The organism is Pseudoxanthomonas sp. LH2527 (assembly GCF_022539275.1).
GTDB lineage: Bacteria > Pseudomonadota > Gammaproteobacteria > Xanthomonadales > Xanthomonadaceae > Pseudoxanthomonas_A.
This window is the reverse complement of sequence record NZ_JAKZBW010000002.1, coordinates 171,811-190,482: the sequence shown is the minus strand read 5'-3', so window position 1 is coordinate 190,482 and position 18,672 is coordinate 171,811. Positions and strand designations below refer to the sequence as shown.

At 62.9% G+C, this 18,672-nt stretch carries 16 protein-coding genes and 1 pseudogene; 15 read left to right on the top strand and 2 right to left on the bottom strand.

The window, feature by feature from the left end; genetic code table 11:
• Positions 1 to 43: 43 nt before the first annotated feature.
• A pseudogene (locus tag MMG85_RS02350) lies at positions 44 to 1,732 on the bottom strand (type IV secretory system conjugative DNA transfer family protein); the annotation flags it as partial.
• A gap of 44 nt (positions 1,733 to 1,776) precedes the next feature.
• Positions 1,777 to 2,367: a hypothetical protein gene (locus tag MMG85_RS02345; RefSeq protein ID WP_241044510.1), complete on the bottom strand. Its 591-nt coding sequence runs from the start codon at positions 2,365 to 2,367 to the stop codon at positions 1,777 to 1,779.
• Positions 2,368 to 2,385: 18 nt separating this feature from the next.
• Between MMG85_RS02345 and MMG85_RS02340 the strand changes: the two genes are divergently transcribed.
• From MMG85_RS02340 to MMG85_RS02270, 15 genes are all read left to right on the top strand, one after another.
• Complete coding sequence (locus MMG85_RS02340; protein WP_241044509.1) at positions 2,386 to 2,604, top strand: hypothetical protein; 219 nt, start codon at positions 2,386 to 2,388, stop codon at positions 2,602 to 2,604.
• Positions 2,605 to 3,057: 453 nt separating this feature from the next.
• Positions 3,058 to 3,477 carry a TcpQ domain-containing protein gene (locus tag MMG85_RS02335; protein WP_241044508.1) on the top strand — a complete coding sequence of 140 codons (420 nt, stop codon included), beginning with the start codon at positions 3,058 to 3,060 and terminating at the stop codon, positions 3,475 to 3,477.
• A gap of 16 nt (positions 3,478 to 3,493) precedes the next feature.
• Positions 3,494 to 4,420 (top strand): type IV secretion system protein, encoded by a 927-nt coding sequence (locus MMG85_RS02330; protein WP_241044507.1) that lies wholly within the window; start codon positions 3,494 to 3,496, stop codon positions 4,418 to 4,420.
• On the top strand, positions 4,417 to 5,184 hold the full coding sequence (locus MMG85_RS02325; RefSeq protein ID WP_241044506.1) for a TrbG/VirB9 family P-type conjugative transfer protein: 768 nt from the start codon (positions 4,417 to 4,419) through the stop codon (positions 5,182 to 5,184). Before MMG85_RS02330 ends, MMG85_RS02325 begins: the two co-directional genes overlap by 4 nt.
• A gap of 512 nt (positions 5,185 to 5,696) precedes the next feature.
• Positions 5,697 to 6,386: a TrbI/VirB10 family protein gene (locus MMG85_RS18520; protein ID WP_345778830.1), complete on the top strand. Its 690-nt coding sequence runs from the start codon at positions 5,697 to 5,699 to the stop codon at positions 6,384 to 6,386.
• Between the two features lie 13 nt (positions 6,387 to 6,399).
• Positions 6,400 to 7,440: a P-type DNA transfer ATPase VirB11 gene (virB11, locus tag MMG85_RS02315; RefSeq protein WP_055936958.1), complete on the top strand. Its 1,041-nt coding sequence runs from the start codon at positions 6,400 to 6,402 to the stop codon at positions 7,438 to 7,440.
• A gap of 77 nt (positions 7,441 to 7,517) precedes the next feature.
• Positions 7,518 to 8,324, top strand: a complete 807-nt coding sequence (locus MMG85_RS02310; protein ID WP_241044504.1) for a lytic transglycosylase domain-containing protein — start codon at positions 7,518 to 7,520, stop codon at positions 8,322 to 8,324.
• A gap of 74 nt (positions 8,325 to 8,398) precedes the next feature.
• The gene (locus tag MMG85_RS02305; protein ID WP_241044503.1) at positions 8,399 to 8,773 is read left to right on the top strand and encodes a TrbC/VirB2 family protein; all 375 of its coding nucleotides are present in this window, start codon (positions 8,399 to 8,401) and stop codon (positions 8,771 to 8,773) included.
• Positions 8,766 to 9,080 carry a VirB3 family type IV secretion system protein gene (locus tag MMG85_RS02300; RefSeq protein WP_055936952.1) on the top strand — a complete coding sequence of 105 codons (315 nt, stop codon included), beginning with the start codon at positions 8,766 to 8,768 and terminating at the stop codon, positions 9,078 to 9,080. Before MMG85_RS02305 ends, MMG85_RS02300 begins: the two co-directional genes overlap by 8 nt.
• Positions 9,081 to 9,084: 4 nt before the next feature.
• The gene (locus tag MMG85_RS02295) at positions 9,085 to 11,559 is read left to right on the top strand and encodes a VirB4 family type IV secretion/conjugal transfer ATPase (RefSeq protein WP_241044502.1); all 2,475 of its coding nucleotides are present in this window, start codon (positions 9,085 to 9,087) and stop codon (positions 11,557 to 11,559) included.
• A 69-nt stretch (positions 11,560 to 11,628) separates the two neighbouring features.
• Complete coding sequence (locus MMG85_RS02290) at positions 11,629 to 12,399, top strand: type IV secretion system protein (protein ID WP_241044500.1); 771 nt, start codon at positions 11,629 to 11,631, stop codon at positions 12,397 to 12,399.
• 66 nt (positions 12,400 to 12,465) lie between these two features.
• Positions 12,466 to 13,533: a type IV secretion system protein gene (locus MMG85_RS02285; protein ID WP_241044498.1), complete on the top strand. Its 1,068-nt coding sequence runs from the start codon at positions 12,466 to 12,468 to the stop codon at positions 13,531 to 13,533.
• Between the two features lie 1,469 nt (positions 13,534 to 15,002).
• On the top strand, positions 15,003 to 15,506 hold the full coding sequence (locus tag MMG85_RS02280) for a DUF4189 domain-containing protein (protein WP_241044497.1): 504 nt from the start codon (positions 15,003 to 15,005) through the stop codon (positions 15,504 to 15,506).
• Positions 15,507 to 15,834: 328 nt separating this feature from the next.
• Positions 15,835 to 16,704 carry a hypothetical protein gene (locus MMG85_RS02275; protein ID WP_241044496.1) on the top strand — a complete coding sequence of 290 codons (870 nt, stop codon included), beginning with the start codon at positions 15,835 to 15,837 and terminating at the stop codon, positions 16,702 to 16,704.
• Between the two features lie 96 nt (positions 16,705 to 16,800).
• Positions 16,801 to 18,636: a peptidoglycan-binding protein gene (locus MMG85_RS02270; protein WP_241044495.1), complete on the top strand. Its 1,836-nt coding sequence runs from the start codon at positions 16,801 to 16,803 to the stop codon at positions 18,634 to 18,636.
• Positions 18,637 to 18,672 lie beyond the last annotated feature (36 nt).

The window sequence follows — 18,672 nt, the reverse complement described above, 5'->3', positions numbered from 1 at the left end:
CGGCCACACGGACGCTGACGTCATTCCTGTGAGCGTGCGATGCTTCAAGTGACAACGGCTGGACCTCGACCTTAGGCATCAGCCGCTTGGTGAAGTAGCTGTCCTTGTAGTAGCGCACCTTGCGGCACAGGATGGGGTGGGCGAGGCCTTCGTACAGCACGATCTCCTTTTCCGGCCCCATCGCCTTCAGCTCCTGCGGCAGCATCAGGGCGCGCTTCTCCAGCACCTCGTTGTCGGACACGTTGCGGCCCTGGCCGTGCGAGCGCGTGCGGGCGCGGCGCTTGATGGTGGTGTAGCCCAGCATCTCCGAGTAATCGTTGGCGTCCTGCTGCTCGCGCGGGGCGTAGATGATCTGCAGCGCGTGGTTGGTGATGATGGTGCGCGATAGTTCCTTGCCGTAGACCGCGTCCAGCTGCGCCATCGACTGGATGATCGGCAGCAGCCGCAGGTTGTAGCCGGCCATGTAGGCCACAGCCTTGGCGATGATGTCGACACGGCCGATCGCGGTGAACTCGTCCATCAGCAGCAGGCACTGGTGCTTCAGCGTCGGGTCGTTCTGCGGCAGCACCTTGGTGTTGACGTTGATCAGCTGGCTGAAGAACAGGTTCACGATCAGCCGGCTCTCGGCCAGCTTGTTCGGCTGGATGCCGACATAGAGCGTCATGTGTCTGCGTCGCACGTCGTCCAGCCTGAAATCGTCGGCGCTGGTGGCCGCATCCAGCACCGGGTTGAGCCAGGGATTCAGCGGCTCGCGGAACGAGCCGATGATGGACGCGAAGGTCACGTCCGCCTGCGACAGCAGGCCCGCGAAGGCCGTGCGCGCCTGTCCGCTGAGGAAGGGCGCTTCCACCAGTCTCTGCAGGTAGGGCTTCAGCTCGCCGCCATCGCCCGAGGCCAGGCGCAGCACGGCGCCCAGCGTGGGCAGTTCCGCGGTGCGGTCGTGGTCGTGCCGCTCGAACAGGTACAGCGTGAAGGCGAGGAAGGCATTGCGCGCCTGGCTGATCCAGAACTTGTCCTTGTCGTCGCCGTCCGGATACAGCATGGCGGCGATGCTCTGCAGGTCGGAGACGCGGAAGGCCGGGTCCTGCGAGACGTAGGTCATCGGATTCCAGCGATGGCTGCGTCGGTCTTCGGCGAACGGATTGAACAGGTACACCTCATGGCCGATCGATCGGCGCCAGCCCGAGGTCAGATCGAAGTTCTCCTGCTTGATGTCCAGCACCACCGCGGATTCGCGGTAGTCGAGCAGGTTGGGGATCACCACGCCCACGCCCTTGCCCGAGCGCGTGGGCGCCGCCAGGATCACGAACTGCTGCCCGGACAGACGCAGCAGCTTGCCGTTCATCTGCCCGACCACGATGCCGGTGTCCTTGCTGGAGAGGAAGCCCTTGTTGGCCAGGTCGATCATGCCGGCGAAGCGCGCACGCCCGTGCAGGTTCCGATAGCTGCGCAGCTTGTAGACCATCACCGACAGTGCGGCCCAGACCAGCAGCATGATGCCGCCGCCGAGCGCGCCCGCCGTCTTGATGCGCCATGCGTACGCTTGCACGCGGGGGTGGTCGAGGTGCCTGAGGTAGTCGACGTAGGTGCCCAGCCCGACCAGGCCCCCATCCAGGCCCAGGAACAGCAGGGCCAGATAGCCGGAGAGATAAAGCGCACCGATGGCCGCCAGGGCCGCCAGTGCCAGGATGATCAGAATGCGCGTACTGCCCACGTTGCCCCCTGTTTCCATGTCCGCCACCCGCGGACGCTTGTTCCATGACGATGCTCGCGATCTCAGCGTCCGCTGTTGCCGCGCGCTTCCTGTTCGCCCGACGTATCGATCAGTACGTACTGGTCGTTCTTCTGCCAGCGGGGAAGTCCCTCCTGCAGCCGGATGCACGGCTGCCCGCTGCAGGAGGTGATGGTGACCTGCTGCAGCGCTTCCAGCACTTCCGCATCCACCTTCGCCTGCGCCGCGCGTTGCAGGTTGTGCCGTGCCGCGTAACCGCTGCCTGCCACCAGCAGCAGGCAGGCGACGGACAGCACGCCCAGCGATTTCCAGCCTAGGAAGCGCGCGCGCTGCGTGAGCCGCGCCTGCTCCTGTTGCAGGTGATCGGCGACCTGGCGTAATCGCGCTGCCGTCTCGCCGATGCTGTGGGTGGCGGCGGGTATCTCCTGTGCCAGCGCGTCGTGGATGGCGCCACGTGTCTGCTCACCGATCTCGCGCTTGCCATCGTCGATGGTCTTGCCGACCGCGATGGCCGACGCCTGCAGTTCCTCCGCTGCCGCCTGCTGTGTTGCGGCGGCCTTGTTGCACTGGTCTGTCAGGTGCGCCGCCAGCAATGCCGCGTTGGCGACGAACTCCTCCATCTTCGACGGTTCCATATCGCTCCTTGTCACGCCATGCGTGATCGCCACTTCCATACCAGCATGATGCAACAGATGTTTTTCATTCAAGCGATGGCGATCGGTTTGGATGGTCGGGTAGGAAATTTCCTACAGAGCGAAGATTCTTCGCGCGCTCGCATACGTGTGCAGGCAACCTCGTTCATCGCAGTGAAGATTGCTTTCACATTCGATGTGACGTCGTTCGTGTTTTCACGCGCGCCTTCACATTCCTGATCGAACCTGCTGTGTCGATTTAATCCTATTGCAACAAGTCCCTTGTTTTATAGGGTTTCGCAAGGTTTCTTGATGTAGCTGAAGATCGACGTACACATGTTTACTTTTTCATTTCTGTTGACGCCGCAAAAGCGCGTGGATATGTTCGGCTCGACTGTCGTGATGCAGTACGCGAATGGAACGTGCGACGCGCGTTAAAGCTTGAAGGTCGCACGAGAGTCGAAGGAGCGTTGACGCATGGATGCGAATACAGGGGGCAGTGCGCAGGAAGGTAGCCTGCGCGAGGCGATAGCCGCGGGATTGTCGTGGATCCCGGCGCGCAGGCGTGCATTGCCACCCGCTGACATTCATCAGTGCCGTGACGCATTCCAACGTGAATGCGCATCGGACGTGTGTTGCTGGCGATTGCAGAAAGGTGGATTCGTGATCCGGAACGTCGTTCTTCGCAAGATGATGTTGTCGTGTGTCGTGATGGTGCCGGTGGTGGTCGCGGGATGCGCCACGCCACAGGCTGCCGATATCAACGGGCGCTGGCGGCCGGTGAACCGGTTCGCGGAAGCGCCGCAGGCCATTCCGTTGCAGCAGGCCTACATCTACCAGGCCTCTCCCGCGGACGGCACGCTCAAGACCATGCTGGGCCGCTGGGCCAAGGACGCCCGGCTCACGCTGGCGTACCTGCACCCGAACGACTACACGCTGCACGCGCCCATCGCGAACATCCGTACGGGAAGCCTGGAGGATGCCGCCGCCGCGCTTTCGGCGGCGTATGCGGAGCAGGGCGTGCAGGTGTCCGTCGAGCGCCCGCGGATCATCGTGAGCCAGGCGTTGCCGCCGTCGGCGGACGTGGCGCCGACCGCGCCGCTGGGCGACTGAAGGCGACGGCCCGCGCATGTTCAGGAAAAAGACCTCTTCCCCCGATATCGATCGCGCCGTGGCGCAGGGCGTGAGCTTCGAGCTGACGCTGGCCGAGCGCGCGCGCAAGAGCGAACGGCGCGCCTGGCTGGTCGCGTGGTCGGCCATCGTGATGTCGCTGATCCTGGCGGGCGGCTACTTCCTCTTCCTGCCGCTGAAGGAGAAGGTGCCGTACCTGGTCATGGCCGATCCCTACACCGGCACCGCCAGCGTGGCGCGCCTGTCGGGCAACTTCCAGGACCGCGATGTCACCACCGAGGAAGCCATCAACAAGAGCAACGTGGCGCAGTTCGTCCTTGCCCGCGAGTCCTACGACTCCGGCCTGATCGGTCAGCGCAACTGGCGCACCACGCTGTCGATGGCCGGCCCTGCGGTGGCGCCGGCCTATACCGCGCTCCATTCCGAGAGCAATCCGGATCGGCCGTTCCGCCTGTATGGCGGCGGTCGCGCGGTCCGCGTCCGCATCCTCAGCATCGTGCTGATCGGGGGAACGGGTGGGCAGCGCCCGACCGGCGCGACCGTGCGCTTCCAGCGCAGCGTGTACGACAAGGGACGCGGCAGCTCGCAGGCGCTGGACAGCAAGATCGCGACGATGGAGTTCACCTACAACCCCGACCTTCGCCTGGGCGAGGAGGACCGGCTGCTCAATCCGCTCGGATTCCGCGTGACCAACTACCGCGTGGACGACGACTTCGCGGCGGCCGCCTTGCCGGAGCGCGAATTCCCCGCGCCGCCGGCCGCGCCGGGTCCCGCAACGTCGCCGGCGGCACCGCAGGCGGTGGATCCCGCATCGGCAGCGGCAGCAGCGCCGGCGAGCGTGCCCGGCGACAACGAAGTATCGACAGCGCCGCTGCCGGCGGAGCAATCGGAAACAGAGACTCGACCTGGAGTGCCGCAACAATGAGGTTGAAGGACACCCTGCTGCGTTTGGCTGCCCTTGGCTTGCTGCTCATGACACTGCCTGCGTTCGCGCAGGTGATCGAGGAGTACACCTACGCGCCGGACAAGGTGTATCCGGTACGCACCGGCCTTGGCATCACCACCCAGATCGAGCTGTCGCCGCACGAGGAGATCCTGGACTTCAGCACCGGCTTCAGTGGCGGCTGGGACATCAGCCGTCGCGGCAACGTCTTCTACCTGAAGCCCCGCAATGTCGACGTGGATACCAACCTGCTGGTACGCACCGCCGCGCACTCGTACATCTTCGAGCTGAAGGTCGTCGCCACGGACTGGCGCGTGCTCGACCAGGCGCGTGCGGCCGGCGTGCAGTACCGCATCACCTTCGCCTATCCCGGCGACACCAGTTTCGCCGGCGCCACCGCCAGCGCACCGCAGGAAGTCGCGTCCGAGCTGAGCACCGAGGTCGAGCCGGGGCGGGCGTACCACTTCAACTACGAATACGCCCAGCGCAAGCGTGGCCCGACCTGGCTGGTGCCGGCGACGGTCTACGACGACCGCCGCTTCACCTACATCCGCATGGGCGACCGCACGCGCTTCCCCAGCGGCAACTTCCCGGTGGTGTTCGCGCGGGATAGCGAGGACGGGGACGAATTCGTCGTCAACTCGACGGTGCAGGACGACACCATCGTGGTGCATGGCACCTATCCCTACTTGGTCATCCGCCACGGCGACAACGTGGTGGGTTTGCGCAGGAGCCCGGAGCAATGAGCCAGACGCCACACGATCATCCTGAAATGGGTTCCGAGCAAGCGGCTCCGCGGAGTCCTTATCAGACATCGCGTCCGCAGGCGGATCCGGATCTAGACGCGAATGCGCCTTACCTGCGGTCTGCTGATGTGCAGCGGTTGAATCGCAAGGCGCTGATCTTCCTTGGCGGCATCGTACTGCTTTTGTTGCTGACTGCATTCTGGATATTCAACAGCGTGGTATCAGACCCTGAGGATGGGGCGGCCAGGAAGCCACCCGGCGAACAGGTCGTGATTCCAGCTGCGCCCAAGGACTTGCCGGACTTGCCGCCAGAGCAGCCAGCCGTCGTTGCGGAGCCAAGTCTTCCTCCCTTGCCTGTCATCGACGATACACCGCCACCTCCTACCAGTTTGGCGATTCCGGAAATGGGGGGCGCGACATCGAACCTGCCCACGTTGCGCGAGCGGCGGATCATGGATGTGTCAGGGATGGGGGCAGGAGGATCAGGGCAATCTTCGACCATGCCTGGAGTAATGTCGCCAGACGAGTACTCCCGCCTGATGATGCAGGCCGGTACGACCCCTGAGGCAGCGTCTCCTCCTAAAGACGAGGGCCTGACCAGCGCCAAGCCGCTCTACAACCCCAACACGCTGCTGCTGCGCGGCACCTACATCCGCTGCGTGCTGGAATCGCGCGTGATCACCGACGTGCCGGGGTACACCTCCTGCGTGGTGACCGAGCCGGTCTATTCGGTCAACGGCAAGCGGCTGTTGCTGCCACGGGGCTCGAAGGTCATGGGCAGCTACACCTCCGACGCCATCGTCGGCGAGCGCGCCGCCATCGTGTGGGACCGCATCACCACGCCCACGGGCATGGACGTCAACATGCGCAGCCCCGGCACCGACATGCTCGGAGCGGCCGGCAATCCGGGGCACTACTCCGCGCACTGGGCCCAGCGCATCTCCTCGGCGCTGCTGATCAGCATGCTGAGCGACGCGTTCAAGTACGCAGGTGCGAAGAACGGTCCGCAGGAGACGGCCATCGTCAATGGCGCCATCTACCAGAATCCCTACGAGAGCAATACCGCACGCACCATGGAGCGTCTGGCCAACATGGCGCTGGATCGCAACATGGCGCGGCCGCCGACGGTGACGATCAACCAGGGCACCATCGTCAACGTCTATGTCGCACGCGATGTCGACTTTTCCGCGGTGATGCGCTGACAGGCGGGCAGGCATGGACACGCAGAACGAGCCCCTTGCCCGCGTCTCCAACGAGTTCCTGGACTACCAGTACCAGGTGCTCGGGATCGGCGAGCACATGCACTCCTCGGAGGTCACCGAGATCTGCATCAACCGCCCGGGCGAGCTCTATCTCGAAACGGCGCGCGAAGGCTGGTTGAAGGCCGACGTGCCGTCGCTCACCTTCGAGCGCGCCCGGCAGTTCTGCACCTCGGTGGTCAACGAGAGCAATACCGGGCAGCGCATCACCGACATCGACCCGATGGTCTCGCTGACCTTTCCCACCGGCCAGCGCGCCCAGTTCGTGATCCCGCCGGCCTGCGATGCCGGCAAGGTGTCCATCACCATCCGGCTGCCGGCGAAATTCAGCAAGTCGCTGGAACAGTACGAGCAGGATGGATTCTTCGACGAGATCCTCGAGCAGCAGCAGGTGCTCGGCGACCACGACCAGGAGCTGCTGGAACTGCGCCGCAGCCGCAACTACGCCGAGTTCTTCCGCAAGGCGGTGCACTATCACAAGAACATCGTGGTGGCTGGTGCAACGGGCAGCGGCAAGACCACCTTCATGAAGTCACTGGTCAACCACATCCCCGACCAGGAGCGCCTGGTGACGATCGAGGATGCCCGCGAGCTGTTCATCCGCCAGCCCAATGTCGTGCACCTGCTGTATTCCAAGGGCGGCCAGAGCGCCAGCAACATCACCGCGAAGAACTGCATGGAAGCCTGCCTGCGCATGAAGCCGGACCGCATCATCCTGGCCGAGCTGCGCGGCGACGAGTCGTTCTATTTCATCCGCAACTGCGCCTCCGGCCATCCCGGCTCCATCACCAGTTGCCATGCCGGCAGCACGGCACAGACCTGGGACCAGCTGGCGCTGATGGTGAAGGCCTCAGCCGAAGGCGCGGGGCTGGAATTCGAAGTCATCAAGCGGCTGCTGAAGATGACCATCGACATCGTCGTGCATATCAAGGCGCATGCGGGGCGTCGTTACATCACCGGCATAGATTTCGATCCCGCGCGCGCGCTCGCGTCCTGACAGGGAGAGAAACACATGAACCTCACGTACTCATCGCAGGGCCATCGCACATCTCCTCGTTCGGGGAGGATCTGCTGATGCTGCCCGGCATGGAACTGATGGGCTGCACCGGACTGGCGGTTCCGCCGACGGTGATGGAGCACGTCGTGAAGGTCGAGTCCTCGTTCAATCCCTACGCGATCGGTGTGGTGGGCGGGCGGCTTGCCCGGCAGCCGCGCAATCTGCCCGAAGCACTGTCTACCGCGCGCATGCTGGAGGAGCGCGGCTACAACTTCTCGCTGGGGCTGGCGCAGGTGAATCGCCACAACCTGGCACGGCAGGGGTTGGACAGCTACGAGAAGGCATTCGCTGTCTGCCCTAACCTGCAGGCGGGCTCGCGCATCCTGGCGGAGTGCTACTCGCGTTCCGGCAGCGACTGGGGCAAGGCCTTCAGTTGCTATTACTCCGGCAATTTCACCACCGGTTACCGGCATGGCTACGTCCAGAAGGTGTTCGCGTCCTGGCAGCGGCAGGCCAGCAGCGACACGGCGGCGGCCATTCCGGTGATCGACCGGTATGGCACGGCCAAGCGGCGTCCTTCGGCCGTGCGCGCTGCGGCCACCGGCGCAGCGTCGTCCCTCGTGGCGCGCCGTATCGAAGAGGCGAAGGCCGCACGGGCCAGCGCGCAGCGCACGGCCAGTCTCGCGGCGGCCGAGGTTCAGCCGGCGCCAGCAGCGGTGCGCGCGATGCCGGCACCCGCTGCGCCCGTGGTCACGCCCGCCATCGCCCAGGCATCCGCCGAGGCGCCGGTCACGGTGCAGGCTTATCACCAGAACACCACCTCGGCGCCGCAAGCGCCGCAGGTCGTGCAGACATCCGGGAGGGATGACGCTTTCGTCTTCTAGCAGCACCCGCCAGGGATGGCTCAACGGCACGCGAAAGTGCCAACCACCGTTGCAATCACCACTTGGGGTCTACCATGAACAACACGCACGTCATCCACGCAAAGCAGGTCTTCACCGCCCTGGCCATCGCGGCCATCGCCGTCGCCGCACTGGCGTTTCCGGAACTGGCGTTCGCCCAGGACGGGTCGGGTGCCACGACCAGCGTTACCAAGTTCTTCACCAACATCAACAGTCTTCTGAACGTGGCCTCGATCGCGATCGTCACGATCGCCGTCATCTTCGCCGGCTACCAGATCGCCTTCAACCACAAGCGCGTCGGTGACGTGGCGCCGGTGCTTATCGGTGGCTTCCTGATCGGTGCGGCGGCCCAGATCGCGAAGATGCTGATTCCCGACAACCCGACGTCCGCGACCGGCATGGTCGTCCAGATGCTGGTCAACTATGCATAAGAACGTGCTATTCAGGGGGTGCACGCGCCCGCCGATGTTCATGGGGGTGCCGTACGTGCCCTTCACGATCGCGGCGGGTGGCTGCCTGCTGCTCACGTTCTACTTCAACATGTTCTTCCTGGCCCTGCTGCCGGTGGTCATCTTCATCATGCGGCAGATGGCGCGCCGTGACGAGATGATCTTCCGGCTGCTCGGGCTGCGGTGGCAGTTCCGGACCCGCGTCCGGAACCTTCGCCATCACGAAGGCATGTGGGTTTTCACGCCCAATACGTACCGCAAGCGCTTCGACGACTCGATTCCGGACTGACCCCATGCTCGCGCCCGACCTGTCCATCGCCGAGTTCATTCCCCTGTCCGCCCACGTGTCGCCGCACGTGATCAAGACGACGGGTGGCGACTTCCTGCTGACGTGGCGGCTGGACGGGCTGCCCTTCGTCGGGCGCGAGGAATGGGAACTTGAGCATCGCCACAACAGCTTCAACCGCATGCTGCAGACGCTGCGCGCGCCGGATTTCGTCAACGTGGCGTTCTGGGTGCACGACCTGCGCCGTCGCGGGCGGATCCGCTCCGGCGCGCGGTTCGCCCAGTCCTTCAACCAGACGCTGTCGGACGAGTACTTCGATGCGCTGACCGCGCAGAAGATCATGCAGAACGAGCTGTACCTGACCATGATCTACCGGCCCATCGTGATGGGGAAGAAGTTCGTCGAGAAGTCCGCCAACGTGCCCCGCCTGCAGGCCGAGCAGGAACAGGCGGTGGACAAGCTGATGGAACTGGCCGGCAACGTGGAAGCGGTGCTGAAGGACTACGCGCCGGTCCGGCTGGGGATGTACGAGTCGGACGCCGGCGGGGTGTTTTCCGAAACGCTGGAGTTCTTCGGCTTCGTGCTCAACCGGATCTCCGAGCCGGTGCCGGTGCTGCGCGCGCCGCTCTACGACTACCTCGCGGTGAGCCGGCACATGTTCTCGTCCAAGACCGGCGACTTCGTGGTCAGCACGCCGGACGGAAAGAACCACTTCGGCGCCATCCTCAACATCAAGGAATACACCGACGGCACCTGGCCCGGCATCCTCAACGGACTGAAGTACCTCGACTTCGAGTACGTCATCACCCATTCGTTCAGTCCGATGGGCCGCCAGGACGCGCTCAAGGTGCTGGACCGCACCAAGGGCATGATGATTTCGTCCGGCGACAAGGCGGTCAGCCAGATCGTCGAGCTCGACGGCGCCATGGACCAAGTCGCTTCGGGCAACTTCGTGCTGGGCGAGTACCACTTCATCATGACCCTGTACGCGGAAGATCAGCAGCGCCTTTCGCAGAACGTGGCGGTGGCCAGGGCGGAGCTGTCCAACGCCGGCTTCGTGTCCGCCAAGGAAGACCTGGCCGTCTGCTCGTCGTTCTATTCCCAGCTGCCGGCGAACTGGCGCTACCGGACACGGCTGGCCAATGTCAGCTCGCTGAACTTCCTGGGCCTGTCGCCGCTGCACAACTTCGCCACCGGCAAGCGCGACAACAATCCCTGGGGCGACAGCGTCACGGTGCTGCAGACCACCAATGGCCAGCCCTACTACTTCAACTTCCACGCCACGCACCCGGCCGAGAACTCGCTGGGCGAGAAGGCCATCGCCAACACCATGGTGATCGGCAAGTCCGGCACCGGCAAGACGGCGCTGATCAACTTCCTGCTCAGCCAGGTACAGAAGTTCGATCCGGTACCGACCATCTTCTTCTTCGACAAGGACCGCGGCGCGGAGATCTTCGTGCGCGCCTGCGGCGGCAACTACCTGGCGCTGGAGAACGGGCAGCCCACCGGCTTCAACCCGTTCCAGTGCGAGCGCACGGACGGCAACGTGCAGTTCCTCGCCGGGCTGATCAAGGTGCTGGCGGCGAAGACCCATTACACCGCGCGCGAGGACGAGGACATCTTCCGTGCGGTGGGATCCATGCTCGACATGCCGATGCACCTGCGGTCGATGACCAATTTCCAGAAGAGCCTGCCCAACATGGGCGACGACGGCCTGTATGCGCGCCTGCGCAAGTGGACCGCCGGCAACGCGCTGGGCTGGGTCTTCGACAACCCGGTGGACACCATCGATCTGGGCCGGGCCAGCATCATCGGCTTCGACTACACCGACGTCATCGAGAACGCCGAGATCCGCGTACCGGTGATCAATTACCTGTTGCACCGGCTGGAGGAACTGATCGACGGCCGGCCGCTGATCTACGTGATGGACGAGTTCTGGAAGATCCTCGACGGCGGTGGCGCGCTCAAGGATTTCGCCAAGAACAAGCAGAAGACCATCCGCAAGCAGAACGGCCTGGGCATCTTCGCCACCCAGAGCCCGGAGGACGCGCTGGCCAGCGACATCTCGGCGGCGTTGATCGAGCAGACCGCCACGTTGATCCTGTTACCCAATCCTAACGCCGCACGCGAGGACTACATCGAGGGCCTGAAGCTGACCGACGCGGAGTTCCAGGTAATCAAGAGCCTGGACGAGCGCTCGCGCTGCTTCCTGGTCAAGCAGGGCCACGCATCGACCGTGTGCCAGCTCAACCTGCGCGGCATGGACGACGCGCTGGCGGTCATCTCGGCCAGCACCGACAACATCGAGATCATGCATCGAATCGTCGACGAAGAGGCCGAGCGCCTCGGTATCGACAAGGCCGACCTCCTGCCCGAGCAGTGGCTACCGCGCTTCCAAGAGGAGCGGAAGGGCTCGGGTCGCGCGCGGCCATCTCGATCGCCCCACGAAGAAAGCGGGAAAGGCAAGCGCGTTTACACGTAGAAGGCAAATTTCGAAATGTGCCGACAGGCGAGGTCACGGTGACCTCCCTCGATGAAAGGAGAGATGGTTATGTCCGATGTCCGCTCAACCAAGCGTCCCACCGCGTCGAAGCGTCGCCTAGTTTCAGCGATGGCGCTGATTCTGCTCATGCCATGGAGCGGAACGCATGCTTCAGGAGTTCCCGTAGTCGACGGCGCGCATATCGGCATCAACAAATTCGCATGGGTTGAGCAGTACCGGCAGATGCATCAGGAATTGCAGCGTCAGATGGATCAGTACCGTACGCAGATTCGCGAACTCGAGCAGAAGTATGTTAACGGTCCGTCATTCAATGGCTCACTAGGTTACAGGGAGCAACTCGTGGAGCGAGGCCTGAATGACTACGTCGCCGAACGCTGTGGGGACGGAGCGAAGCTTCGTGCGGGTCCATCGGAGATCAAGGAGGTTGCCGCGCGGCAATTCATCAACTGTGTATCGATCATCCAGACCGAGAACCGGCGTTACAACGTAATGGTCAGGGTGCTCAGTAATCTTGATGTGCGAGACAAGCAGATGGAGGAACTGAAACGTCAGGCGGCAGCAGTGCCTGCTGACCAGCCTGGCGCCTTGGAAAGGGTGAAGGCGAACATAGCGCAGCTCGAGTCCTACATGGAGCTTGACATGCAGAATGCCTCGACACTTCTTGGCGCCTACGATTCAAGCCTGAAATCGCTCAACGCAGAGCAAGTCTGGCTGGGACAATCGGCCTTCAAGGGGAAACGAGCTGGACTGATCGATAGCGTCGTCCAATATGGCGCATTGAAGACGGCGCTCGAAGTGGCACGGACTCGCGACCGCTGAGTGATGCTGTTTAAGGGTCCCTCAGATCTCTCTCTGCCCGGATAACCGACGATGGATTGCAGTTTGATGCCGATGATGGATGCGGTCTTGAGTGGAGTTCCACTCCATGCATCGCTCCCGAACATGATCTTCTTTCATGAGATCAATGACTTCATCGATGATGAACTCATTAATGAGTACCTGCCAAACTTGGGCAGACGCGTCATGCGCGTGCTGGGCGGGCTTGGCACGATACTGCTCACGTTGTGGATCATGATCCAAGGCTATCGAATCGTTACGGGTCAATCCCGTGAGTCGATGATGGCGCTCGTTGTCAGTTCGTTGCGTGCGACGTTCATCGTTGGGATAGCACTGGGCGTGGCGGTTTCATGGGGGCCGATCTATCAGACCCTGACGGATGGGCTCACCCGAACGGTCAACGAGACGATGACGGGGGATGCGGATGGCGGAGGGGCCTACGAAGACATCGACAGGACCCTCGCAATCATGCAGGTTGCGCTGGCGGCCATCGATACCGTCGACAGTAACTACGACGTAGTTACCGAGAAAAGAAAGGATCGCGCCTTGATGTTCACAGGTGTCGGATTGGGCGCGCCTGCGATCATGGCTGCGGTCGCGATGATGCTAAACAAGGTCGCCATAGGCCTGGTGGTAGCCATGGGGCCAGTCTTCATCCTGTGTCTTCTTTTCGAGCAGACAAAGCCCCTTTTTCAGAAATGGTTGATGTACGGGATCGGCACGCTGTTCTCCATGGCGTTGCTGACTGTCATGGTCACATTGGCGCTCGATATGGTGATTGCGGTAGGCATGGCATTCTGGGTGACGAGCACGCTCGGATTCGGGGGCGAGGACGTTACCAGCATGGCGATGCAGCAGGGAGGCTTGGGCCTCATCCTGACCGCCCTCATCGTCAGTGCGCCGCCAATGGCTGCCATGCTGTTCCAGGGAACGCTCGGCCAGTTCACGCCTTACAGTGCTTTCCAGCCGTCGCAACAGCCCGGTGCACCGGGTCAGCCGGGATACTCAACATACGCGTCGGCACCGGCACCGGCACCGGCACCGGCACCGGCACTGAATAGCTCTGTCCAGCAGACTCCAACGAACGTTTATAGCCATAGAAATACCATCGGCTGACTCTGTGAGGTTTGCCATGAAGTCAAAAGAAGTACTGTTCTTTCTTCTGCTTGGCGGGGCGGCGGCAGCAAATGCGCAAACAGCCTGCCCCCAGGGTGTGGCGCCAGGCAGCCCTGCTTGCGGTCCAAGTGGTGGAGGGTGGGTCGCACCTCCACCGTCGGCGCCGACACAGCGCTGGAAGCTGACATGGGGTGCATTTGCATCAGATGCGGCGCAGTCTGTGATTGGGACTTCAACGGGTCAGCTCAGTCGCCGAGCCGCTAGCAAGGCGGCGATGGCAAGATGTGCCTCTTTGGGTGGGAGAAATTGCAAAGTCACGCTGACGTATGAGAATCAATGTGCCGTGGTTGCCGAGACTGTCGAGGACCTCCAACTGATCGCCTCAGTTCAAGGGAGCGGTCCCAGCGTAGAGGAGGCAAGCAGGCCTGTGCTTGAAGCTTGTGCTCGTGATAACAATGGTCACAAGTGCAAGATCGTTTACTCCAACTGCACAGCTCCCGTGTTGGAGTATCGATAATGGGAGTTGTAGCCGGTCGTCCCTACTCGGCAGCGAAAATGTCGCCGACACAGCGGTGCGGCTGGGCTGGTTGGAACTCATCCTGACCACACTCATCGTGAAAGCTCCTTCTATGGCCGCGATGTTGTACGAGGGAGCGCTTGCAAGTTGACGCCTTACAGTGCTTTTCAGTCGTCGCAAAAGCCCGGCGCACCGTGTCAGCCGAGCTATGCGGGTGTAAGCATTGGCGAGCAGTCACCGGCGCCTACGCAAACGCTTGGCAGTGCTCCTTCTCTTATCCAACGCATAGACGGTACAGCTAAGCATGGATCATTCATGATGCCCGCGACGGTCTTTGTCGTCTTGCTAATGTTCTCGATGGCCACTTACGCGCAGACTGCGTGTCCGCAGGGCGTAGGCCCCGGTGATCCACGTTGCGGGACAGCTGCAGGAGCAAATGCAGTCGCACCATCTCAACAGACGCATTGGATGCGCTGGAAACTTACGTGGGGAGCAGTAGCGCTCTCAAGTACTGGGGAGCTGGGTGCAGTAACAGGCGAGTTCTCGAAGAGAAAGGCGGAGCGGGAAGCTTTGCGTCGATGTCAGAGTTGGGGCGGGAAGGACTGTGTGATCAAGATCACGTACAAAAATCAATGTGCGGCGGTGGCGTGGCCGGGTAGCGAAAGAGCGAGACCTGCATACGCGAGCGCCGCTACTGCGGATGAAGCGGAAAGGGTGGCGTTAAGTACTTGTAATCACGACGGGAGTTGCCGGGTCGTCTATTCGAAGTGCACTGATCCTGTTTCTTACTTTGACTGAGTGAGAGTCGTAATGAAGCTTGTATGACGGCGGTAGGCACGGCGTTGCTATGCCGTTGTAAGCAGTGGCGAGCAGTCATCGACGCCTACGCAATCGCATGGCAATGCTCCTTCTTATCCAACACATAAACGGTACAGCTAAGGATGGATCATTCATGATGCGCACAACTGTCTTTGTAGTCCTGTTCGTGTTCTCGATGGCCTCTTACGCGCAGACCGCGTGTCCGCAGGGCGTAGGCCCGGGCGATCCGCGCTGCGGCCCCGGTGGAGGCGGAGGCGGCGGGTGGGATCTTCCGGCAGGAAAGGTCTACACGCGCTGGAAGGCGACATGGGGAGCTTTGGCAGCCGACGCGATCACGGGGAACGTGGGCACCTCGACGGGTCAGTTCAGTCGAAGGCATGCCACCCGCGAAGCGGTTGCAAAGTGCAAATCCATGGGGGGCTCGGAATGCAAGTTCATCTTCACCTACAAGAACAGTTGCGCGGCGGTGGCTGAAGTGGTTGAAGTCCTCAAGTCGCCGATAGTTGCCTATCAGACCGGAGCGACTATCGAGGAGGCTTCCAAGGTGGCTCTTGAGGTTTGCTCAAGCAAGAATGCAGGAACGGCGTGCCAAGTGAACTATACGAACTGTACGGCTCCCATCTTGATCTACGAGTGATACGGATGGGTGACATCGCCGGCAGGCTTGCTTGTTTTAGGTCGCATCATGGGTTCCACGGTTATGCGAAAAAATCGTGCGTCGTGTTCTAGTGGAGCCCTACAGTTGGTTGCTTGTTAGGATGCACCAATAGGAGTCGAGTTACGGTGGCCAATGCGCACGAGGAGTAGGTGATCGGTTGCCGCTGTGTCTTCCGAAGTAGGATGTCGCATACAAGCTCGCTCCTAGATAAAGCTGCCGCGCTCCTGCCAGGCACGTACATGGTGAAGGTTTGAGTATGGTCAATTCAGCCGCCGATGCCGAGGCATCGCATACGAGGTCGCAATCTATGAAGCACGTCCTCCACTTTTTCCTGGTCGCGATAGCGCTGCTCGGCGGCGGTTGCGATACGCAGACCGCACGCGTCGCGGATACCGCTAATCAGGAAGTTCCCCCAGAAAAGAAGGAAGAAGACATGTCGGAGCTGAAACCGCCCTCGGCGGACAGCGTGCTGTATTTCATCTATCAGCGCGACGGCGATGGTGCAGTCAGCTACAGGGTCGACGGCGGTGCCACCGTCAGCTACTGGTACGGCCATGCGTTCGATCTGAACGGGAAGCATTATTTCGCTGGCTTCGGCAGCAAAAGCGAGGGCGAAGGTCCAGAGGGCGAGAACGGGATGATGGATGATCCTGAGCATGTCGCCATCTCTCAAGCGACGTTCACGCGCGTCGAGAAGGACGGCAAAGTGGAGTGGTCGAAGCCGGATACCGATGGCTACGTTGGTGAGTTCGGACGATTGGGGCGCGCGGACGAGGTCGATACGTCACGCAAGGCGCAAGGGTACGCAACGGCCGATGGTCGCTACGTGCTGGCTGTTCCCACGCGAGATTTCATGAATGGCGAGGAGGTGCAGTCGTTTGCGCTGTTCCTGTTCGATCCCGACAACGTCGACAAGCTGCGTTTCCGGCAATGGGGATACGTGGGAAGCGTCCCCGTCAGCAGGGAGAACAGCGCTGCGTGCGACGACAGTCAGGTGATGCCGTGCGTCGCCAGTACCGGCAGCCTGACGTTCGAGCCTGCCGGCGAGGGTCTACCCAGACTGAAAGTGTCGTCCAAGGGGACCACCATCGCGTCTCCGGGCAAGGTCCGCGAGATGACGGCCGCCGATGCGGTGACCTACACCTTCGACGAAGCGAGCGAGCACTACCGCCAGTAAACCTTTTCCAGTTGACCGACTTGCATCAGGCCCATGGAGGGGCCCGGTTGACGTCCTGCGACCCACGGGTCGCGTACATCAGCAAAGGAGCCAACGATGGCCAGTGAGTACACGCGTGACCAGATCCTCGACATCATCGAACGCCAGGCGCAGGCCAGCGGCATTCCCCGCGAGGATTTCCTGCGGTTTGCGTACATCGAGACCGGTGGACGCTTCAATCCCGATGCCAGCAACCCTAGCGGTGCGAAGGGACTTTTCCAGTTCATGCCGAGGACGGCCGAGCAGTACGGCATCGCCGGGCGCGAGTTCGATCCGGCGGCCAGCACGCGTGCCGCCGCTGAACTCTATGGCGACAATCTCGCAGACATCGCCCGCCGACAGTCGCGTAGCGGACATGATTTCCTCTCCGGGCAGGAAACCCCCAGCGGTCTGGATCTGTATCTCGCTCACCAGCAGGGTGCCGCAGGCTATGCATCCATCCAGAGCGCGATGGCCAACGGCGAGTTCACCCGCGACGACACGCGACGCAACATCCTCAACAACATCAGTGCGCGCGATGTCGAGCGTCTGACCGGCCATTCGGCTGACGAACTGCGTGGACTCGACGATCGAGCGTTGGCGACCACGTTCTCCGAATACTGGAACACCAAGTACGCCGCCATCAGCATTCCCGATCGCGGCATCCAGGCCAGCCAGCCCGATGGGGCCGTGCGCGAGCGCACTTCACCGCTGGCCGATGGCGTGCTGCAGAGCGGCGAGCGGGGCGAAGAGGTGCGCGCCCTGCAGACGTCGCTGAACCAGCTCGGGTTTCGCGATGGCCAGGGCGCGGAGCTGGAGACGCGCTCGGGCATCTACGGCGGCAGGACGCAGGACGCCGTCCGCGCTTTCCAGACAGCGAATCAGCTGGAAGCCACCGGCAGCGCCGACGCGCGCACGCGCGACGCCATCGCGCAGCAGCTCGCGTTGCCCGAACAGGAGCGCAACCTCGCCCAGCCTGGGGAAGCGCAGCCGCGCGAAGGCGGACTGGCGTGGCCGACGCCGGGCAATCGCGACATCAACGAGGCCGACAAGCCGCGCGAAGGCCGGGGCGAATTCGGTACGGCGCGCAGCGGTGGCCGGCGGCATGGCGGCATCGACATCCAGGGCGATGTCGGCGATCCGGTGGTGGCGGTGGCCGGCGGGACGGTGGTGGTGCGCCCGAACAATGGCGCGGCAGGCAATACGGTGCACGTGCGGCACGACGACGGGTCGCTCACCAAGTACTTCCATCTGGATGAATTCAGCGTGCGCAACGGCCAGCGCGTGGAGGCCGGGCAGCAGATCGGCACCATGGGGCGGACCGGCAACACGCCGGCACAGGGCGACACGCACCTGCACTTCGAGATGTGGCGCGATGGCCGCCAGGTCGATCCGATGCCCCATCTGCGCGTTGCCGAGCGGGATGCGGCGGTGCCGGCCCGCGCGGCAACGCCCGAGGTGTTGCGGGACGGCGCATCGGGCGCTCCGGTGCGCGAGTTGCAGCAGCAACTCAACCAGCTGGGGTATCGGGGCGCCGATGGCAAGCCGCTGGAAACGGCGTCGGGCATGTTCGGGCCTCAGACCGAGCACGCGCTGCGCGCCTTCCAGGCCGATCGCGGGCTGAAGGTGGATGGCGAGTATGGCGATCGCTCCCGCGAGGCCCTGGTCGCGGCCACGCGCGACAGCGCACGCGATCCGGCCGCGACCGGCGCCGTACCGCAGGCACGCAACGAGGACGCACAGCGCTCGTTCGTGGATCGCATGTTCGCGGCGATGCATGGTGGCGACGACCGAGGCATGCGCCAGGCACTGGACGATTATCTCAAGACGCCTGCAGGCGAATCATGGCGGAAGGAAGCGCCGACCATCGAACCGTCCGTCACGGGCCGCGACCCGACGGGTCCAGCCCGCTGAGTCGCGCGGGGCGCCGGGCAGCGTCGATGCCCGGCG

What these genes read in the sequence shown, in the direction of transcription:
- MMG85_RS02310 (WP_241044504.1), top strand. Translation starts at nt 7,518, where the DNA reads ATGCTGCCCGGCATGGAACTGATGGGCTGCACCGGACTGGCGGTTCCG.
- MMG85_RS02345 (WP_241044510.1), bottom strand. Translation starts at nt 2,367, where the DNA reads ATGGAACCGTCGAAGATGGAGGAGTTCGTCGCCAACGCGGCATTGCTG.
- MMG85_RS02325 (WP_241044506.1), top strand. Translation starts at nt 4,417, where the DNA reads ATGAGGTTGAAGGACACCCTGCTGCGTTTGGCTGCCCTTGGCTTGCTG.
- MMG85_RS18520 (WP_345778830.1), top strand. Translation starts at nt 5,697, where the DNA reads ATGTCGCCAGACGAGTACTCCCGCCTGATGATGCAGGCCGGTACGACC.
- MMG85_RS02330 (WP_241044507.1), top strand. Translation starts at nt 3,494, where the DNA reads ATGTTCAGGAAAAAGACCTCTTCCCCCGATATCGATCGCGCCGTGGCG.
- MMG85_RS02340 (WP_241044509.1), top strand. Translation starts at nt 2,386, where the DNA reads ATGCGTGATCGCCACTTCCATACCAGCATGATGCAACAGATGTTTTTC.
- MMG85_RS02285 (WP_241044498.1), top strand. Translation starts at nt 12,466, where the DNA reads ATGCCGATGATGGATGCGGTCTTGAGTGGAGTTCCACTCCATGCATCG.
- MMG85_RS02275 (WP_241044496.1), top strand. Translation starts at nt 15,835, where the DNA reads ATGAAGCACGTCCTCCACTTTTTCCTGGTCGCGATAGCGCTGCTCGGC.
- MMG85_RS02300 (WP_055936952.1), top strand. Translation starts at nt 8,766, where the DNA reads ATGCATAAGAACGTGCTATTCAGGGGGTGCACGCGCCCGCCGATGTTC.
- MMG85_RS02290 (WP_241044500.1), top strand. Translation starts at nt 11,629, where the DNA reads ATGTCCGATGTCCGCTCAACCAAGCGTCCCACCGCGTCGAAGCGTCGC.
- MMG85_RS02295 (WP_241044502.1), top strand. Translation starts at nt 9,085, where the DNA reads ATGCTCGCGCCCGACCTGTCCATCGCCGAGTTCATTCCCCTGTCCGCC.
- MMG85_RS02335 (WP_241044508.1), top strand. Translation starts at nt 3,058, where the DNA reads ATGTTGTCGTGTGTCGTGATGGTGCCGGTGGTGGTCGCGGGATGCGCC.
- MMG85_RS02305 (WP_241044503.1), top strand. Translation starts at nt 8,399, where the DNA reads ATGAACAACACGCACGTCATCCACGCAAAGCAGGTCTTCACCGCCCTG.
- MMG85_RS02280 (WP_241044497.1), top strand. Translation starts at nt 15,003, where the DNA reads ATGATGCGCACAACTGTCTTTGTAGTCCTGTTCGTGTTCTCGATGGCC.
- virB11 (WP_055936958.1), top strand. Translation starts at nt 6,400, where the DNA reads ATGGACACGCAGAACGAGCCCCTTGCCCGCGTCTCCAACGAGTTCCTG.
- MMG85_RS02270 (WP_241044495.1), top strand. Translation starts at nt 16,801, where the DNA reads ATGGCCAGTGAGTACACGCGTGACCAGATCCTCGACATCATCGAACGC.